Annotated in this window: 11 protein-coding genes; 4 read left to right on the top strand and 7 right to left on the bottom strand. The window is 44.1% G+C overall.

Annotated features, from left to right (window positions below):
• Positions 1-39: 39 nt before the first annotated feature.
• Positions 40-384, bottom strand: a complete 345-nt coding sequence (locus GTQ38_RS12765; protein WP_161435909.1) for a winged helix-turn-helix transcriptional regulator — start codon at positions 382-384, stop codon at positions 40-42.
• A gap of 109 nt (positions 385-493) precedes the next feature.
• Between GTQ38_RS12765 and GTQ38_RS12760 the strand changes: the two genes are divergently transcribed.
• Together GTQ38_RS12760 and GTQ38_RS12755 are read left to right on the top strand one after the other, a co-directional pair.
• Positions 494-1,372, top strand: a complete 879-nt coding sequence (locus GTQ38_RS12760; protein WP_161435908.1) for an NmrA family NAD(P)-binding protein — start codon at positions 494-496, stop codon at positions 1,370-1,372.
• A gap of 630 nt (positions 1,373-2,002) precedes the next feature.
• Positions 2,003-5,146, top strand: coding sequence for a VPS10 domain-containing protein (locus GTQ38_RS12755; RefSeq protein ID WP_161435907.1), 3,144 nt, complete (start codon positions 2,003-2,005; stop codon positions 5,144-5,146).
• Between the two features lie 304 nt (positions 5,147-5,450).
• On the opposite strand, the gene GTQ38_RS12750 is transcribed toward GTQ38_RS12755, so the two are convergent.
• Positions 5,451-6,836, bottom strand: coding sequence for a serine hydrolase domain-containing protein (locus GTQ38_RS12750; protein ID WP_161435906.1), 1,386 nt, complete (start codon positions 6,834-6,836; stop codon positions 5,451-5,453).
• A gap of 390 nt (positions 6,837-7,226) precedes the next feature.
• The gene (locus tag GTQ38_RS12745; protein WP_161435905.1) at positions 7,227-8,306 is read right to left on the bottom strand and encodes a LacI family DNA-binding transcriptional regulator; all 1,080 of its coding nucleotides are present in this window, start codon (positions 8,304-8,306) and stop codon (positions 7,227-7,229) included.
• Between the two features lie 254 nt (positions 8,307-8,560).
• Between GTQ38_RS12745 and GTQ38_RS12740 the strand changes: the two genes are divergently transcribed.
• Together GTQ38_RS12740 and fucP are read left to right on the top strand one after the other, a co-directional pair.
• Positions 8,561-9,352 carry an SDR family oxidoreductase gene (locus GTQ38_RS12740; RefSeq protein WP_161435904.1) on the top strand — a complete coding sequence of 264 codons (792 nt, stop codon included), beginning with the start codon at positions 8,561-8,563 and terminating at the stop codon, positions 9,350-9,352.
• Between the two features lie 63 nt (positions 9,353-9,415).
• On the top strand, positions 9,416-10,744 hold the full coding sequence (fucP, locus tag GTQ38_RS12735) for an L-fucose:H+ symporter permease (protein WP_161435903.1): 1,329 nt from the start codon (positions 9,416-9,418) through the stop codon (positions 10,742-10,744).
• Between the two features lie 9 nt (positions 10,745-10,753).
• On the opposite strand, the gene GTQ38_RS12730 is transcribed toward fucP, so the two are convergent.
• The 4 genes from GTQ38_RS12730 to GTQ38_RS12715 all read right to left on the bottom strand — a co-directional run bounded on the left by GTQ38_RS12730 (position 10,754) and on the right by GTQ38_RS12715 (position 18,872).
• Positions 10,754-12,436 carry a sulfatase family protein gene (locus GTQ38_RS12730; RefSeq protein WP_238857916.1) on the bottom strand — a complete coding sequence of 561 codons (1,683 nt, stop codon included), beginning with the start codon at positions 12,434-12,436 and terminating at the stop codon, positions 10,754-10,756.
• Between the two features lie 26 nt (positions 12,437-12,462).
• Positions 12,463-13,974, bottom strand: a complete 1,512-nt coding sequence (locus tag GTQ38_RS12725) for a DUF1501 domain-containing protein (protein WP_161435901.1) — start codon at positions 13,972-13,974, stop codon at positions 12,463-12,465.
• A gap of 9 nt (positions 13,975-13,983) precedes the next feature.
• On the bottom strand, positions 13,984-17,226 hold the full coding sequence (locus GTQ38_RS12720) for a DUF1553 domain-containing protein (protein WP_161435900.1): 3,243 nt from the start codon (positions 17,224-17,226) through the stop codon (positions 13,984-13,986).
• Positions 17,227-17,366: 140 nt separating this feature from the next.
• Positions 17,367-18,872: a sulfatase-like hydrolase/transferase gene (locus GTQ38_RS12715; RefSeq protein ID WP_161435899.1), complete on the bottom strand. Its 1,506-nt coding sequence runs from the start codon at positions 18,870-18,872 to the stop codon at positions 17,367-17,369.
• Between the last annotated feature and the right edge of the window lie 55 nt (positions 18,873-18,927).

The following is an 18,927-nucleotide window of genomic DNA, read 5'->3' as shown; positions in this document are numbered from 1 at the left end:
TACAAACCAGAGGGAAAGAGGGCATTAGTAAAAATTGAACTAACCTAGCCCAATAATCTTTTTTCTGTGTTTGATTCCCCAATGCGTCAGTTCCTTAAAAACTGGATCCAACGTCCGTCCGTACTCTGTAAGTTCGTATTCCACTGTAATTGGTGAAGTATCCTTCACCGTTCTGGACACAATATCATGTTGTTCCAAAAATTTTAAATCTTTTGATAAAACCCTGCCCGTAATTCTTGGAATACTTCGTTTGATCTCGTTAAACCTCATTCTGCCGCCAAGATATAGGGTTGTCATAATAATAATCTTCCACCTGCCACTAAGCAATTCCATGGTGTCCATAATTGGCAATAACTTTTTGGATATTTCACTTTTTTCGTCCATGAATTAAGCAATTAAGTATCCTTAAAGTAACCGGTATACAAAGAGATACTGTTATACTTTGGATACCAAATATACCTAATTTCGAATCACTCAGAAATTCATAATTACCATGGAGAAAATAGTTTTATTTAATGCCACAGGATGTCAAGGTTCTTCAATAGCAAATAGACTACTGGTGAACAAAGTACAAATTATAGCACCTGTGCGTTCCGAAAAAAACATACAGTTATTGAAGGGCAGAAATATCGATGCCTTCCTAACAGATTTTTCAATCAGATCTTTGGTCCCGGAACTTCATAAAGCGAACAAAGTAGTGTTGCAAATACCAGCGGCGGTAAAACCATCTTTAATGATTGAAATTGCGGAAAACGCGATGGATGCGATTGTCCAGGCAGGGTATCCAAAGACCATTGTGGTTATAAGTAGCACCATACCTACAAAGCTGACAAACAAAGAGAGTGTTAATGCACGTCTAAGAATTAAGGAAATGTCTCTAGAAAAATTACCCGATTCACCTATCTTAAGCGCAACCGAATACCTGGAAAACTTTTCAACCGCCTACAGAGAGCCAATCTTAAAACAGGGCGTAATTCCTCAAACAATACCGTCAATCCATGCAGTGAATTATCTTTCCTGGAATGATCTGTCTTTATACGTCCATGCCGCGCTTAATACGACTAACCTAACAGGAAAAGTCTATCCAATTGGTGGAAATGAAGGAATCAACGGAAAGGAATTGGCAGAACGCCTGGGAAAAGTGTTGAAGAAGGAGCTCATTTATTCTGCTGTTTCCCATAAACAACTAGAAGGAATTCTAACACCCATAATGGGCTCTGAAATTGCGCAAGACTATGCAGAATTCTACATATGGCAGGACACCGAAGGAGCAGCCTTACTCAACCCGGATACTGACAAAATTAGAAAACTACTTAATATCGAACTTCCATCATTCGAGGCTTGGGCAGCAGGAGCATTTTTGACTAATTAATTTCGCTATTAGTTAAGAACACATGCTAAAACAGGCGATAGAGCCTAGAACCATTAAGTGGACCCGACTATGCCGCGAGATCGGATATTGCAGCTTGTCCATTTAAGCTTGCTAAAACTGACAGCTGTACTTGCCAACCGGTGGGAATGGTGGTTACAGTAAACAGTAATCAGTAAACAGTAAACAGTCGGCAGTTAGCAGTTACCACTAATTAATGGATCTTCTTCCTTTTCCTGCTTTCTAAATGCAGTGCTAACGACTAACTTAACTTTGGGGAGGGGTTTAGAACCCCTGTGATCAGTAAACAGTCGGCAGTTAGCAGTTACCACTAATTAATGGATCTTCTTCCTTTTCTGCTTTTTAGATGCAGTACTAACGACTAACTTAACTTCGGGGAGGGGCTTGGAGCCCCTATGGTGAGTAAGCAATAAGCACTGAACAGTAGGCAGTGCCGATAGCTATCGGAAGTAAACATTGCTCCTTAACCTTTGGTGTTGATAATGAACGTGAGCCAACTCCCAAATCAAAACTCAAACCTCAAATCTTAGCCTCTTTAACTTGAACCTGATCTTAAACTTGAACTTTAAATTTTCCCTATCTTCACACAATTCTCAAACCAATAACAACTATATGAAAAAGCTAATACTGCTAATCATTTGCATGCTTTTAATACCTGTAACGCATCATGCCCAAAGAAGAAAAAAGCAAAGCACAGAGCCGGTTGTAAAACTTACCGATAGCTTATTTCACGGTTTAAAATGGCGAAATATTGGTCCGTATAGAGGTGGCAGAAGTGTTGCCTGCACCGGAGTTATAGGACAACCCCACACCTACTATTTTGGTTCTACAGGTGGTGGGGTCTTTAAAACTACGGACGATGGCATTAGCTGGAAAAATGTTTCAGATAAATTCTTTAAAACCGGATCGGTCGGGGCCATTGCAGTGTCTGAAAGCGATGTCAATGTAGTGGTGGTTGGAATGGGAGAACATGCCGCTCGTGGGGTTATGACCTCTATGGGCGATGGTGTTTACAAATCTACCGACGCTGGAAAAACATGGGAACATATGGGGTTGGAGTTCACTCGTCATATATCGGATGTTATTATTCATCCAACAAACCCTGACATCATCTATGTGGCTGCACAAGGTGCTCAATACGCACCCACAAAGGAAAGAGGCATTTACAGAACTACTGATGGCGGTAAAAATTGGGAACAGTTACTGTATGTGAATACAAGCACAGGGGCATCCTCTTTATCTATGGATATGACCAATCCACGCATTTTATACGCTGCAATGTGGCAGCATCGGCGTTATCCCTGGATCATAGAATCCGGAGGGGAACAATCAGGATTGTATAAATCCACAGATGGCGGTGATAGCTGGGATAAGATGAAAGAGGGTTTGCCAGAAGAGTTTGGTAAATCAGGTATTTCCGTATCCAGGGCAAACCCGGAAAGGGTATTTGCAGTTATCGAAGCAGAAGGTGAAAAAGGAGGTGTCTATCGGTCTGATGATGCCGGAAAAAAATGGAAACAGGTCAATAGTAATCGTATAAACATCGCGCGTTCCTGGTATTATATGGAGGTCTTTGCCGATCCGCAAAATGAGAATGTGGTATACGTTTTAAACGCTCCCGTGATGAAATCAGTTGATGGAGGTAAGAGCTTTACCAATATTCCCGTTCCGCACGGAGATAATCATCATTTGTGGATCAATCCACATGACAATACCAATCTCATTAACTCCAACGACGGGGGCGCCAATATTTCATTTAATGGTGGCAAGAGTTGGAGCACACAAAAAAATCAAGCCACATCCCAATTCTATCGCGTTATTACCGACAATCTGGTGCCCTATAATGTTTATGGCGGCCAACAAGACAACTCAGCCATAGCCATTGCCAGCCGTACAAATGATCAGGGCATAGATTGGAAGGATTGGTATTCCGTAGCCGGAGGGGAAAGCGCTTTTATCGCCTTTGATCCGGATAATCCGGAAACGGTTTATGGTGGAACATACCAGGGTAATATCAGTAAATGGACAAAAGCCTCCAGGGCTCAAAAATCAATCAAGGAATACCCGGAACTGGGATTAAGCATTGCTCCGAAAGACTCTAAATATCGTTACAATTGGAATGCGCCTATCATTACTTCACCTCATGATAGAAAAACGATTTATCATGCAGGGAATGTTGTTTTTAAAACCACTGATGGTGGAACAAGCTGGACTACCATAAGTCCGGACCTTACAAAGAACGAAGAAGAAAAACACGGTCCTGGTGGAGGTCCCTATACTAATGAAGCAGCCGGAGGAGAAAACTACAATACGCTCTCGGCTTTAGTAGAATCCCAACACCAGGAAGGTGTGCTCTATGCAGGTAGTGATGATGGCCTTTTACACATTACCAAAGATGGAGGCGCAAATTGGGAGAATATTACCCCAGAGGGTATTTCGGATGGTATTATAAACAGTATTGACATCTCCGAACAAGATGCCGCAACTGCTTATGTGGTCATTATGCGATACAAATCCTTAGACCTCAATTCCTATGTTTTTAAAACAACGGACTACGGGCAAACATGGACTAAAATTGTAAATGGGCTCGATGATCCGCATGGGTTTACGAGAGTCGTTAGGGCAGATAAAAAGCAAAAAGGATTGTTATATGCAGGAACGGAAACAGGACTGTATGTCTCTAATGATGATGGCGCACATTGGCAACGTTTAACTTTGAATTTACCAGTAGTGGCCATTAACGACCTAATAATACAAGATAATGATCTGGTAGCTGCAACATCCGGTCGTGGATTCTGGATCTTAGACGACCTGGGCGTACTACAAAATATGACCCTCCCTGATAATTCGCTTCAGATATTCAAGCCAAAAGACAGCTATCGCATTTTTGGCGGCACTTCCAAAGCTATTGGTCAAGGTCAAAATCCCAAAAGCGGAGTGACCTTCGATTATTACCTTAATAAGGATTCGGACTCCTTGGATTTAAAGCTGGACATTTTAGAAGGTGGCAAAGTGATAAGAACCTATACGAATAAAAAGCCGAAAGACTTTAAATCCTGGCCAGGAGGACCGGCGAAACCTCAGGTTTTACCCTCAAAGAAAGGGTACAACAGGTTCACATGGGACTTTAAAAGAGAGGAATTACCTCCTATTAACAAGGTTTTCGTTTTTGGAGGACTTTCCGGGTCCGGTGTGGCGCCAGGCAACTACACCCTAAGATTAACCCTGGATGGGGAGAGTGTGGAAACGGAAGCTACCATTCTTCCTAATCCTGCAATTCAGGCAACAGCTCAGGATTTTGCGGAACAACAGCAGATGCTTGTGACTATTGAAAACACCATTAAAGAGATGCATGAATCCGTTATCCAAATGCGCTCTGCCAAAACACAACTGGAGGCTTATGCCAAACTTTTAAAAGATGACGATAATGCCAAGACACTTATAGAAAAGGGAGAGGCTTTAACAAAGCGCATTAATAGCTGGCAGGAGAACCTCATACAAGCGAAGCAAAAAACCTTTCAGGATGTCATAAATTTCAACAACAAGCTCAATGCACAGCTAATACAACTCAAGGGATATATAGATCAGGCAGACCCAAAACTAACCCAAGGCGCTAAAGAGCGCTTCAAGGATCTAATGAAAGATTGGCAAGTGTATAAAGACGAACGAGATGCTATTATAAACACCGAGATGAGGGGCTATAATGACACTTTTAGTTCATTAAGTATACCTGCGCTAATCATTGAAAAAAACTAAATCAAATATTAGCTTAAAGCTTAACGCAGTTTTAAGTTTTGGGTGTTAAGTGTTAAGTGTTAAGTTAAATTTACTGGAAAACTTAGTATTAAAACCTATTACTCAACACTTTTCAAAAAGATGAACTTAAAGTCTTGGAGAGTTTAACTTAAAGTTTTGCCCTTACTGCTGCGAGGGTAAAATCTGTGGTTTTCTTTTTAATTTTCCAAATACTAAACCAGCTATTGCAAATTTGTGGCAAACTGGGAGTCGTTGGCAGGAATCTATGATAAGGTTAGATATTAATACCTCTTCCCAATAGAGTTCACTTTTTTACTCCAACAAATTTGTCAAATTTTAGTTTTGAAAAATTTCCAATACTATCCCTAACAAACTCTAACCTGGACCAAAATTGCCTATTAATGAATTTTGCAATTTTTCCATCTTCTTGAACCGCTGGTATCAAAGGAGCTCCATCAGAAAGTAACATGTCATTCTCATAACTAATGGAAACAGTACCATTAGGATTATAGAAATTTTCGTCAAATTGATAAACCCCTTTCAATTTTTGAGCTAAATCATATCCTACTGCTGTGGGGTTCACTAAATTTAATTGTTCATATTGCTCTCCAAATACGATCGCTGCAATTTTGGGAACATTGAAGTAAGGAATATGTATCTTAATATTTGACAGCATTATTATGGACAAATCTTCTTCCGGATAAACTAGAAAATAGCTGGAAAATCCTGGTGTGCTTCCACTGCGATAATAACGTAATCGCCCATCTCTACGATTTGCTGATATGCCATATCCCAAAGATGTATCATAATACGAAGATGTGATTGTTTTCCAAGAGTCTACAGACAACAACCTGTTATGAATAATGGCCTGTCCAAACTTATACAAATCATTTACCGTTGAGTAGATAGACGCGTGTCCAATTTTTGTTGACCAATGGATTTTCTCTGCAATTTTCAAGCCGTCAACACCTTCTGGTTCATATCCATTCGCAAGATTAGGAATATCTTGATAATCCACTTTAAACCCGTAATGACCCGTATTAGTCATTTCTAAAGGATTGAAAATGTTACTTTGAAGATACTCTCCATAAGAGTTTCCGGATTGCATTTCAATAATTTTTGCCAACAGGATAAAAGAAGACCCAGAATGCCTGTATTTCATGCCTGGTTCGGCTATTGGCTCTAACTTTCCGATATACTCCACCAATTGGTCTAATGTGTGAGGTGTTTGAGTTAATCTTGCGTATGAGCCATCCGCATTTGAAACAACCCTGGGCAATCCTGATCTTTCAGTAAGTAAATGATGAATAGTTATCTTTTCACCATTGGGAATATCAGTCAGGAACTTAGCTACTTTGTCATCCAAATTAATCTTTTGGTTTTCTACAAGCTGCATTATCGCAACGGAAGTAAACATTGCCGAGATAGATCCAATTAGGAATTTTGTATCTGAAGTATTTTGTACTTTGTTTTCACGATCAAAATAGCCGTAAGATTTTGAAACTACTGTACTTTTTCCGCTTTTAACCAAAACATTACCGCTAAAATTATTGGATTTGGAAATTGGAGTGATTAAGCGATCTATTTTCTCAAAAAGTTCAAAATCCCTATCATTTTTCGGGTCTTGTGAGTATGATACATTAGCTATAATGAACAATATCGAAGTCAACTTCAGTAGCAGTCGTTTCATGGCCATTACTTTTTCAAGTTATACATGAAGGACTTAAAAATTTTTCCAACGTTACAAAACCCTAATAAAGCGTCTGGAAATAACATACAAATTCACAGCTACCACGAGATTGAATCCCGTGGTATGCCAATTTAAACTTCATAAAAAACAGCAGTTGCAATCTGGCTGTGGCGGAGGTGGCCAAGCCGGGATTTGAAATTTTTCTTTAGTGGTAATCTGCATTGTCCCCCCGAGCGGGGTCGAGGGGTAAATAGGAAACCGTTCTCCTGCGCTAAAGGCACTAAGGACGATTTTAGCAGAATTCCCATTTAAAATTCAAAACTCAAAACTTAACCCTTAAACTTGAGCTTGTACATAAACTTGATTTCTTCAAATTCACAATTAGCTGTCCTAGTCAACTAACGGCCTGGTAGATTCCCTAACCACAAGTTCTGTGCGTACTAATTGATGTGTCGGTTTGCCGGTATTGAATTCCTCCAAACGGTCTATAAGGCTTCTAACAGCCATGGTTCCCATATCCTCGGCATGTTGAGACACTGAGGTCAAAGGAGGGTTAGAATAGCGGCCCATAGAACCGTCTGTAAAGCCAATGAAGGAAATATCGTCCGGTATGCTGTAGCCCTGCCTTTGCACCATGTTCATGGCGCAGACCGCAGATCTTTCATCCGCAGCCAGAATAGCATCTACAGGGTATTCCCTAAGATGTTCCTTTAAAGTTGTCGCGAAGGAATCGTAATCCGAGATACGAATAACCTGTGGCTTGAATAACTGCTCACCGCTCAGGCGAATTATGGAACGATACCCTTCTTCCCTTTGCCTGCCCACACTGGTTTTAGAGATAGTGGATAAAAAGGCAATATTCTTACAACCGGTCTGGACCAGATACTCCGTGGCCATACAGGCCGCCTTGAAATCGTCTACGGAAACCTTGTCGCAATCCAACTCCTTGGAGATCCGGTCAAACAAAACCATGGGAACTTTGGCACCTAACTTCTTTTTTAGATGTCCGTAGCTTCCGTTAAATTGAGTCTGGCTGGCCAGGGATATCAGAATGCCGTCTACCCTACCTGAAGTAAAGGTATTCAAGCCACCTTCTTCCTTCTTGGTCAAATCGTCAGAAATGCAGATCATGACGTTATAACCCTGCTTGTTTGCTTCCTTCTCAATGCCCTGAAGCACCATGGCAAAAAACTCATCCAAAATATTTGGTATAACCACCCCTATATTTTTAGTACGCTTTAACTTCAGGCTTCGGGCGGAGTAGTTTGGGATATAACCATGATTTTTAGCAAGCTTCCTTACCTTCCTTTTAGTTTCAAAGCTAATCTCCGGGCTGTCATTGAGCGATTTGGATATGGTAGAAGGTGAGAGATTCAGAATGGTTGCCAGTTCCTTAAGTGTTACCATCGTTTGGTGGGTTTTAGGATGCACACGGGTTTTTTCAGGTTCCGGGCTACTAAATATATCCATTTTTCCCATTTAACCACCAGACAATTGGGTTTATTTCTTAAACACTATGCCTTCATAAGGGGTTCAACATGGCCAGTACTGCAGTCGTTATTGGAAACTCATATCGGAGAAAAGATCAAAACTCCTGTTTCCATTGGAAAATGTTACCTTTCTGGAAAGCAAGAACACAATGATTGGGATTTGGCTACCATAGGCCACTTTTTTAAATACCTGGCAGGCCAAATACCAATTCTCGCACTAAATTCGCGGAGCATATGGATTTGAATCTAAAAGACAAGGTTGTACTGATCACGGGGGCTGCAGGCCTTAAAGGCAGTATAGGAGAGACCATTTTACAAAACCTGGTAAAAGAGGGGGCCATCCCTGCTGTATTAGACTTAAGCGACCGTGGCAGGGAATACGTCAAAGCCATACAGGACAAGGGAATAGACGCCTTATTCTGCAAGACAGACCTCACCAAAGAGGATCAAATAGAGCGAGCGGTCAATGCCGTCATCAAAAAATACGGCAAGATCGATGTGGTGATCAATAATGTTGGGGTTAACGACGGCGCCGGTCTCGATGCTTCCTACGAAGATTTTATGGAATCCCTAAAACTAAACCTGATCAGCTATTTTCTCGTGGTGAAATATGCGCTTCCCGCCCTAAAACGCTCCAGGGGAAATATTCTAAATACCGGGTCTAAGGTAGCCTTAACAGGTCAGGGAGGAACCTCAGGATATGCGGCTGCAAAAGGTGGGGTTTTGGGGCTTACCCGAGAATGGGCGGTGGACCTCATCCAATACGGCATCAGATCAAATGCCCTGATTATTGCGGAAAGCTGGACCCCTTCCTATGAAGAGTGGATCAAATCCATAAAGGACGGGGAAGAAAAACTTCAATCCATCATACAAAAAATCCCTCTGGAAAAACGAATGACCACCCCACAGGAGATTGCAGATCTATGCCTGTTCACGATTTCGGAAAGATCATCTCATACTACCGGGCAGTTCATCTTTGTGGATGGGGGTTATGTGCATTTAGACCGGGCCATGCTCACACAATAAATTCTTCCCTAAACATTAGAAAAACCAACCAGGCATAAGCCAATACCAAAATCAAACAACCCAATGGATAACACGAAAAAGGCCGTAGTAGTTTCTAAGGCGGTATTAATACCTTTTATTCTGATCACCTCTCTTTTTGCGCTCTGGGGTTTAGCGAATGATTTAACCAACCCTATGGTAAGGGGTTTCCAGAAGGTCCTTGAACTCAGCAATACACAAGCGTCCCTGGTACAACTCGCATTTTATGGAGGATATTTTACCATGGCCATCCCGGCCGCCCTTTTCGTCAATCGGTTTTCATATAAAAAAGGAATTCTTTTAGGACTTGCGCTTTACGCCTTGGGAGCATTGCTTTTCTTTCCGGCTGCAGCAAAAGAAAGTTATGGCTTTTTTCTGGCCGCTCTTTATATACTGACCTTTGGCCTGGCCTTTTTAGAGACTACCTCAAACCCCTACATCCTTTCCATGGGCGCTCCGGAGACTGCGACACAGCGTTTGAATTTTTCTCAAATGTTCAACCCGGTTGGTTCCATAACCGGACTGCTGATCGCTCAAAACTTCATCCTTGGCTCACTACAATCCGATGATTTGGCCGCAGACGGCAGTTCTATTTACGACAGCCTGTCCGAATCCGCAAAAGCAGCCATTAGAACTTCTGACCTGGAAGTGATCCGCAACCCCTATGTGGTCCTGGGTCTTGTGGTTTTGGTTTTCTTTATTCTGATCAGTGTATTGAAAATGCCGCAAAACAAAGATCAGGAGGCCCGTGTTAAGTTTACGGACTCTGTGAGGCGTTTGTGGAAGCAACCCAAATTCGCTTTTGGGGTGATCGCCCAGGCCTTTTATGTTGGAGTGCAGATCATGTGTTGGACCTATGTTTACCAGTATGCGGAAACCCTGGGAATTGACAGTAAAACCGCTGTTTGGTATGGCTTAGCGGGCTATGTGGTTTTCCTCATTGGCAGGAGTGTAGGAACAGCCCTTCTGGCCAAAATAGATTCGGGAAAGTTATTAATGCTCTTCGGCATTGGAGGTATGATAACTGTTGTAGGAGCCATCTTCCTGCCCGGTATGCTTGGGATCTATTCCCTTATCGCCACCTCTTTTTTCATGTCCATAATGTTCCCGACCATTTACGGGATTGCTTTGGAAGGACAGGGGGAAGATGCCAAATTCGGGGCGGCATTTTTGGTAATGGCTATCGTCGGAGGTGCGCTTATGCCCTACCTTCAGGGATACATCCTGGATGCAGGCGGTACTGCTTACGAAGACATTTCCATCTTGGGGGTCACGGAAATGCGACTCTCCTTTATTCCTTCGTTCATCTGTCTGGTGATCATCGCCATATTCGGGAACAAGGTCTATAGGGTTTATCACAAAAACAACTCGTAAACCGCAGCCTTAATCTTCCCAATGCGTGTCAATTACATTTTGAATATGAGGATAATTGGCGTCCGTTTCATTAAGGTCTGCTCGCAGTTGTTTCAATTGTCGTTTCAGGTCGGCGATTGTTTCTGCGTATTCAGGGTTGCCGTAGAGATTGTTCAACTCTTTTGGGTCTTTTTCCAGGTCGTAGAATTCCCAGGCCACGGGGGTATGTCGGGTAAAATCGTTCCCCCAGCTATTCTTGTTCCACGCTGCATTCGGGTCATCCGTATCTACCCAGTACTTCCCATAAAAAAAGATGAGTTTATAGCGCTTTGTACGAATCCCGAAATGCGCAGGATTAGCATGCCTGTGCGCCATGTGCATCCAGTACCTGTAGTAGGTAGCCTGTTGCCAGCCTTCGGGCTCCATTCGGGTCTTCAGGATCTCTTTAAAGCTCTTCCCCTGCATATAACCTGGCACCTCCCCTCCCGCTAACTCTAACAATGTAGGGGCAAAATCGGTGTTATTTATGATAGCATCCGTTCGACTTCCGCCCTGATCTGAAGTTGGGTCGAATACAAAAAAGGGCATACGCATAGCTTCATCGTACATCCATCTTTTGTCAATATAGTCGTGTTCGCCTAGCATAAAACCCTGGTCTCCGGTGTAGACAATGATGGTATTTTCCATAAGCCCTTCTTCCTTAAGATAGTCTAATAGCCTTTTCACATTATCATCCACACCTTTTACACAACGCAGGTAGCGTTTTAAATATTCCTGATAAACGATACTGGTATGCTTTTGCTCCGTTTCGTTATGATCAAAAGGTTTTAGTTCTTCCGGGCGAACTTCGCCGGCTGTTCGGTAGTTCTTATAGACTGTGCTGTCCATATAAAGGTTCATGGCCTGATTGCGGACGATATTCCGGTGTGAAACTGAAGATCCTATAATACGCACCAATGAATCTTTAGATCCCCGGGTCGCAATTGACCCATTGTTCTTATTGTCATATAGACTTTCAGGTTCCGGAATGAAGATATCTTCCAGGTAATTATCGTAGCGCGGTGCATTTTCAAAATCGTCATGAGGTGCCTTGAAATGGTGCATCAGGAAAAAGGGTTTAGACTTGTCCCTTTTATGCTCCAACCAGTCTAAGCTAATATCCGTAATAACATCTGAGGAGTGCCCTTTGGTTTCCACGGTATTATCCGGCCAGGCCTCATCACCACGGACTCGGAATACCGGGTCAAAATAAGTTCCCTGTCCCGGTAAAACCTGGTAATAGTCAAATTCCGCGGGCTCATGGTGCAGGTGCCATTTCCCGACAATGGCGGTTTGATAACCCAGTTCTTTCATCTCTTTGGGCAGGAACTGCTTTTCAGCATTTATGGAACCTTCCAGGTCTATGACCCCGTTGGTTTGGGCACGCTGGCCGGTTATAATAGCGGCCCGACTCGGCACGCAAATGGAGTTATTTACAAAACAGTTGTCAAAGATCATCCCTTTCCCTGCCAACTCGTCCAGAACCGGAGTAGGGTTCAGTTCTGCCAGTCTGCTGCCGTAGATCCCGAACCCCTGGGTGGTGTGATCATCGGACATGATAAATATGACGTTTGGCCTTTTGACTTCTGCGCTTTCAGACTGCTTTTTACAGGAAGCAACAATGCCCAAGAATGACAGTGTAATACAGGCATTTCGAATTTGTGCAAATTTCATATTTTGTTTGATTCTGAATCCCATCTTTAGGTGAAGAGATCCTTTACTACATGCCCGTGGACGTCCGTCAACCTAAAACGCCTTCCCTGATGTTTAAATACCAGGCGTTCATGATCTATTCCGAATAAATGCAGCAGCGTAGCCTGGAAGTCGTGAACGTGTACCGGATCCCGGACCACATTATAACTAAAGTCATCGGTTTCTCCATAAGTAAATCCGGGTTTTACACCGGCTCCGGCCATCCACATGGTAAATGCCTTCGGATGGTGATCACGCCCGTAATTATCAGGGGTCAGCTGACCCTGAGAATATACCGTCCTGCCAAATTCTCCTCCCCAGATAACCAGTGTATCTTCCAGCATTCCCCGTTGTTTCAGGTCTTTGATCAAGGCGGCATTCGCCTGATCAGTTCGCTTGCATTGGGCCGTGACCCCACCAGGGCAACCAATATGCTGATCCCATCCCTGATGATAGAGCTGTACGAATTTCACATCTTTCTCTAAAAGTTTTCTTGCCATCAGGCAGTTAGCCGCATAAGTCCCGGGATCCCTGCTGTCTTCTCCATAAAGGTCGAATATATAGTCCGGCTCATCCGAGAGGTCCGTAACCTCAGGAACGGAGGTTTGCATTCGAAAGGCCATTTCATACTGAGTCATCCTCGCCTTGATCTCCGGGTCTCCATAAGCGTCATTTTGCAAGCTGTTAAGTTTAGCCAGGTAATCTAACATCTTCCTCCGATCAGTCCCGTCATAGTTTTCCGGATTGGACAGATAGAGCACGGGATCTTTTCCGGAACGGAATTGCACCCCCTGATGTTCGGTAGGAAGGAAGCCATTTCCCCATAATCTGGAATAGAGGGGTTGACCACCCATGCCCTTGGTTATCAAGGTAATAAATGTGGGAAGGTTATCATTATCGGAACCCAAACCATAACTCAGCCAGGCGCCTATAGAGGGCCTTCCCGGAAGTTGGCTCCCGGTTTGAAAGAAAGTTATTGCAGGGTCGTGGTTTATGGCATCCGTCTGCATGGATTTGATGAAACACAGCTCATCTACGATCTCCGCGGTATAAGGCATCAATTCACTGACCCATGCCCGGGACTCACCATATTGCTTAAAGTCCATTATGGAAGGGGCTATAGGGAAAACGGTCTGATCTGCGCTCATGGCTGTCAGGCGTTGACCCTGCCTTACGGATTCCGGCAGGTCCTGCCCGAACATTTCCCTTAATTTTGGCTTGTAGTCAAACATATCAAGCTGGGATGGTCCTCCACTTTGGAAGAGGTATACAATGCGTTTGGCCCTTGGAAGGTGGTGCGGCAGGCCCATTCGGTTTTTGAGAGCAGAATTCAGTAAATCTGTCCCGGAACTATCGGCGCCTAAGCTTCCGAAAGCCTTTTCCGTCTTCAACAAGGAACCCAAGGCCAAAGCCCCAAGCCCAAGTGAGGTCTTGGTAAGGAAATTTCTTCTGTCCCATTGCTTTTCTACCTCCTGTAAGTCCTTATTGTTGGATCTGATTATGTCGTGATTATGGCACATAACAATTTTTTATCGTTTGGTGATCATCGCATCCAGATTCATTATGGCACTGGCTACCACAGCGTTAGCGGCAATCAGCGCGGTGTCGTCTCCAGCACTAATACGGAAGGCACCGCTGTTAAGCCAACCCAGAGACTTTCTGGGGTTAGACTTAAACTTATCGTACTCTTCTTTTTGAAGTTCCGACAATAACTCCTGTTCCCCTGCACGTATCGCTCTTCCAGTGAGTAGTTTAAATGCCTTTGCGATCCCTTCTTCAGTTTGCTGGAAATCGCTCATTTTTTTCCCAAGAACCCGTGCAGCTTCGATATAGGTAGGATCATTGAGGAGAACTAAAGCCTGTAAGGGTGTATTGGTCTCCTGTCTTCTTACGGTACAAATAGAACGATCAGGCGCGTCAAAGGTAGCAATGGTCGGATGTGGAACGGATCGTTTCCAAATGGTGTACATGCTACGCCTATAGAGGTTTTCACCCTTATCCTGCTCGTATTCGGCTCCGTTTATCTTCCAAAGCCCTTCAGGCTGATAGGGTCGTACACTTTCACCTCCCAGGGTTTTATTCAGAAGGCCGGAGGCCGCCAGAACATTATCCCTTAACATCTCGCCGGAAAGTCTCTTGGAAGGTCCTCTGGCCAAAAGGCGATTTTCTTTATCTCTTTCTAATAGTTCTTCAGTACTCAATGACGATTGTCGATAAGTGCGCGACATCACCATCAGCTTGTGAAGCGCTTTTACATCCCATCCGGAATTCATGAATTCCAGCGCCAGCCAGTCCAACAACTCCGGATGGCTGGGCAATTCTCCCTGGTTCCCAAAATCTTCGGCAGTCTTTACGATCCCGGTCCCAAACATGCGTTGCCAGTATCTATTAACGGCTACCCTTGCCGTGAGTGGATGGTCTTTAGAGACCAGCCATTTGGCAAGTCCAAGGCGATTCTTCGGCAAACTATCCGGAAAAGCGAAGATCCGCTCTGGGGTAGATGGGAAGACCTGTTCCCCATAAACATCGTATTGCCCGCGGTCCAGGACAAAGGACTCCCTGGGTTTTTCCATCTCTTTCATCACCATAATCTCCTTAACGCGGTCCATACTGTCTACCTGGACTCCCCTTGTTTTTTTTAAGGATGCGATGGATTTTCTGAATTTCTGCGATCTGGTGGACCAAAAGTACTCCATGAGTCCCTTTTGCTCATCTTCGGAGAGATCCTCATAGGGCTTTTTCAGTATGCCGGACAGGCCGCCAGGATCTGAAATCTGCATTACCTCTGTAGGGGATAGCGATTTTTGAAAGACAAGCAGGTCGTCCACAATGGCACCACCAATGCCTTTTCCACGCCATCTGGCACCGATCTGAAGTCCGGGTTCCTCGGGATTGTCCAATGGACTACCTTCGTAATCATTGAAAATAATGTCCTTGTATAGATTGTCAATGACCACCCTGGTCTTCATTGGCTCGCCATTCAAGTAGAGTTTCAATCCGTCTGCCCGGCTAGACCCATCGTAGGTCATGGTTAACTGCACCCATTGTTCTTTAGGAATGTCTTCAAGGGTTTCCTCCACCAGAGCGTTGTCTGGCCAGACATGGGCCAGTAGCATTTCTATTTTATTGTCCTTTAGATTGAGATGGTATCCTCTATAGTTGTAAAGCCTCGTACCTACCATCTTGTGAAAAATGACCCCGTTTTCCAGGTCTTTTGGAACATAGATCCGAATGCCTATGCTGAAGGGTTCGTTCCTTCTATAGATCCCGAGTTTATCCAGATCCAACCATACATCCCCATCCATTTGCAAGCCTTTTCCACTATATCCCTCGGTAAAATGGCTCTTTTCATTCTCAGTAAACTGCGTTCTCATACGTCCTTTCTGTGCAGGGTTGAGCTTGTTGAATAACTTGAACTGGTCAAAATCATAGTGGATGACAAGTTTCTCCGGCAAAGCTTTCGGATCAATATTCTTATACTCCTGGTTTGTAAGCCATTTTTTCGCCAGGTTCTCATCTTCTTTACGGGCCAGCTCTAAAGCATTCTCATCCTGATCAACCAACTTATTGATATAGGCCAGAAAATCCTCCTGTTCTTTAGTTGGGAGCAAAAGAGAAGGAACCGGCATAGAAAAATCCCATGAGATCTGTCCTGATTCGTTTACGTTGTTGAAAAAACTATAAAGCTCGTAGTAGTTCTTTTGCGAAATGGGATCGTATTTGTGATCGTGGCATTTTGCACAGGCCATGGTAATTCCCATAAGACCTTCTCCCAAAACATCTGTGCGGTCAGACACATAGGCTACCCTGAATTCCTCATCCACAATACCCCCTTCCATATTCTGCGGATGCAACCTGTTAAATGTAGTGGCAAGAATTTGTTCATGAGTGGGATCCTCCATCATATCACCTGCCAATTGCCATTGCAAAAAGGTGTCGTAGGGCATATTGCTGTTAAATGAACTTATCACCCAGTCTCTCCATGCAGATACATCCCGGTATCGATCAACAGTATAACCATGGGTGTCCGCATATCTGGAGACATCCAACCAATCCACAGCCCGCTGTTCTCCATAATGGGGAGAAGCCAGCAAACGGTCTACCACTTTTTCATAAGCGCTTTCAGAGTCATCATTCAGGAAATCTTCAATTTCATCGAGGGAAGGTGGTAAACCGGTAAGATCAAAAGAAACCCTCCTCAACAAGGTTTCTTTATCCGCCTCCTGAGAGAAGCCTAATCCCTCGCTTTCTAATCGCGAAAGAATAAAATGATCTATAGGGTTAACCAGGCTTGCCTCAGACTCAACTTCGGGTATGGAACGCTTTTCAGGAGGGGTAAATGCCCAATGGTCTTTGTATTCCGCCCCCTGTTCAATCCACTTGATAAGCAGCGCTTTTTCCCGGTCCGAGAGGGAGAGATGTGAATCCGGTGAAGGCATAAGGATCTCGGGGTCATCTGATAAGATCCTATGAACAATTTCACTTTTGTTCAAATTCCCGGGCTTTATGGCATACTTGCCGGGAGATTGAGCCAATTCAGCATAGGCAAGTTCCTGGAGATGCAATTGTAAACCCGCTTTTACTTCCGCTTCATCAGGTCCGTGGCAGATGTAACATTTGTCGGACAACACGGGCTTGATATGCTGATTAAAATCTACATTCTCAGGAAGCTGGGCATAAGCTTCCTCCACGCCTGGCGGTAGTTCAGGTCCTCCGCAAGAGAACAATAATATTCCTGCAAGGAGGCTAAGTATGAAAGCGAGTTTATTCATATTTGCTGCCCGATAGAACTGCTTAGCATTTGTTTTTAAAACGATTTTCACAACAACCTCTAAGATACCTATTTGCCTTGCCAATTTCAATTTTTAACACCAACCCAAATGCGTTATACCCGGCAAGCAGAAGATCGCATCTAAGAGCCGGGCTCGTAAACCCCACTAAGGTCCAGAGTATCCTTGAGTTCTTGCTGCATTTGCCGAAGCTCCTTAAAGAGCAGATCTACCTTTGATTTATATTGAGGTTGCCCGGAGAGATCGCGCATTTCCTGTGGATCGGTTTTCAGGTCAAAAAGCAAGAGTTTGTTGATCTTGGGGTAAACCACCAATTTAAATCCGTCTTTCCGGATCATTCTTTGGAAGTTTATATAACCCCCGTAAATACCGTCATAGGAACTGCCCTGCTGTTCTCCGTTTATCAAGCCCATCAGGCTATGGAAATACAGATAATCCGGCCTTTCTATGCCGGCCAGGTCCAGGGAGGTGGCCATGGCGTCCTGCAAATAAATGTCTTCCGCAATTTGTTTCCCTGCGGGTATGCCCGGGCCTGAAATCAGAAACGGTACTCGTATACTGTGATCAAAAAGGCTTTGCTTCCCCATCAGGCCATGCCTGCCCAATGCCAGACCGTGGTCCGCGGTAAAGATGATATAGGTATTTTCTTTTTTGCCACTTTGCTCAAGACCATTCAGGATCTCGCCAATCTGCTGATCTAAATGGGTGATTATGGCATAGTACTCCTGCTTGTGTTTTTTAAGGGCATAGGCGGTCCTCGGATAAGGCGCCAGGGCTTCATCCCGCAGTTTTGGGCCGTTTCCTATGGCTTCCTTAAAGGGGTATTCCGGCAACCAATTCTCAGGAAGATCAAGCTCTTCGGCCTTATACATCGCTATGTATTCCGGAGGTGCCTGCCTGGGGTCATGTGGGGCATTGAATGCCAGATACATGAAAAAGGGCTTATCCCTTCCGGCGGCCTCAGAAATAAACTGAAGCGCATCGTCCCTGAGGACCTCACTCCAATGCTTACCTCCCTCCCAAAAGCCTCCGAAACTTTTATCTGTTGGGGACCAACTGCTATCCTTCTCGCTCAGGGGCCTGTTATAACCCACAGGCATAACGGAGGAAGGGTGCTTGTCCGTGCCTTCTATGCTTTTAAATTTTTCTACCATGGGGTGATGCTCCCAGGCATCCGGCGGCATCCCGGGACGCGGGTGAACAACCTGCCCGAATACTTTCTCTGGTGGGGCATCCACATGCCATTTGCCAGTCATATAAGTATCATAACCTGCTTGCTCCATTAACTTCCCCCAGGTCTTATCCAAATTCCGGTCCTGCAACCATTCCTGGCGGAATTCATTGGCTTCCCAGACACTTCTCCCGGAAATGATCATGGCTCTGGATGCTACACAGACGGCCCCATTCCAGGCGCCCATATTGTATGCGTGGGTAAAAGTCGCCCCTGTATTCACCAGCTTGTCCAGGTTGGGTGTGGCAATTTCCTGGTTTCCCAGAGCATGGATGGCTGTATAGGTCATGTCATCCGCAAAAATGAAAACAATATTAGGCTTAGAAGCTTCCTGATCTTTTTGTTCCGCACAGGACGTTAGAACTATTAATACACTGAGAAAAAAGAGCTTTTTCATGATCTGAATTGATTATTCCGATAAGATCCTGGAGTGTGATGTGGCATAGATGGCC

The organism is Poritiphilus flavus (genome assembly GCF_009901585.1).
Classification (GTDB): Bacteria; Bacteroidota; Bacteroidia; order Flavobacteriales; family Flavobacteriaceae; genus Poritiphilus; species Poritiphilus flavus.
This window is presented reverse-complemented; position numbering and strand designations above follow the sequence as displayed.

Coding starts and splice junctions, on each gene's coding strand:
- GTQ38_RS12765 (WP_161435909.1), bottom strand. CDS start 384: ATGGACGAAAAAAGTGAAATATCCAAAAAGTTATTGCCAATTATGGAC.
- GTQ38_RS12760 (WP_161435908.1), top strand. CDS start 494: ATGGAGAAAATAGTTTTATTTAATGCCACAGGATGTCAAGGTTCTTCA.
- GTQ38_RS12755 (WP_161435907.1), top strand. CDS start 2,003: ATGAAAAAGCTAATACTGCTAATCATTTGCATGCTTTTAATACCTGTA.
- GTQ38_RS12750 (WP_161435906.1), bottom strand. CDS start 6,836: ATGAAACGACTGCTACTGAAGTTGACTTCGATATTGTTCATTATAGCT.
- GTQ38_RS12745 (WP_161435905.1), bottom strand. CDS start 8,306: ATGGATATATTTAGTAGCCCGGAACCTGAAAAAACCCGTGTGCATCCT.
- GTQ38_RS12740 (WP_161435904.1), top strand. CDS start 8,561: ATGGATTTGAATCTAAAAGACAAGGTTGTACTGATCACGGGGGCTGCA.
- fucP (WP_161435903.1), top strand. CDS start 9,416: ATGGATAACACGAAAAAGGCCGTAGTAGTTTCTAAGGCGGTATTAATA.
- GTQ38_RS12730 (WP_238857916.1), bottom strand. CDS start 12,436: ATGAAATTTGCACAAATTCGAAATGCCTGTATTACACTGTCATTCTTG.
- GTQ38_RS12725 (WP_161435901.1), bottom strand. CDS start 13,974: ATGTGCCATAATCACGACATAATCAGATCCAACAATAAGGACTTACAG.
- GTQ38_RS12720 (WP_161435900.1), bottom strand. CDS start 17,226: ATGAATAAACTCGCTTTCATACTTAGCCTCCTTGCAGGAATATTATTG.
- GTQ38_RS12715 (WP_161435899.1), bottom strand. CDS start 18,872: ATGAAAAAGCTCTTTTTTCTCAGTGTATTAATAGTTCTAACGTCCTGT.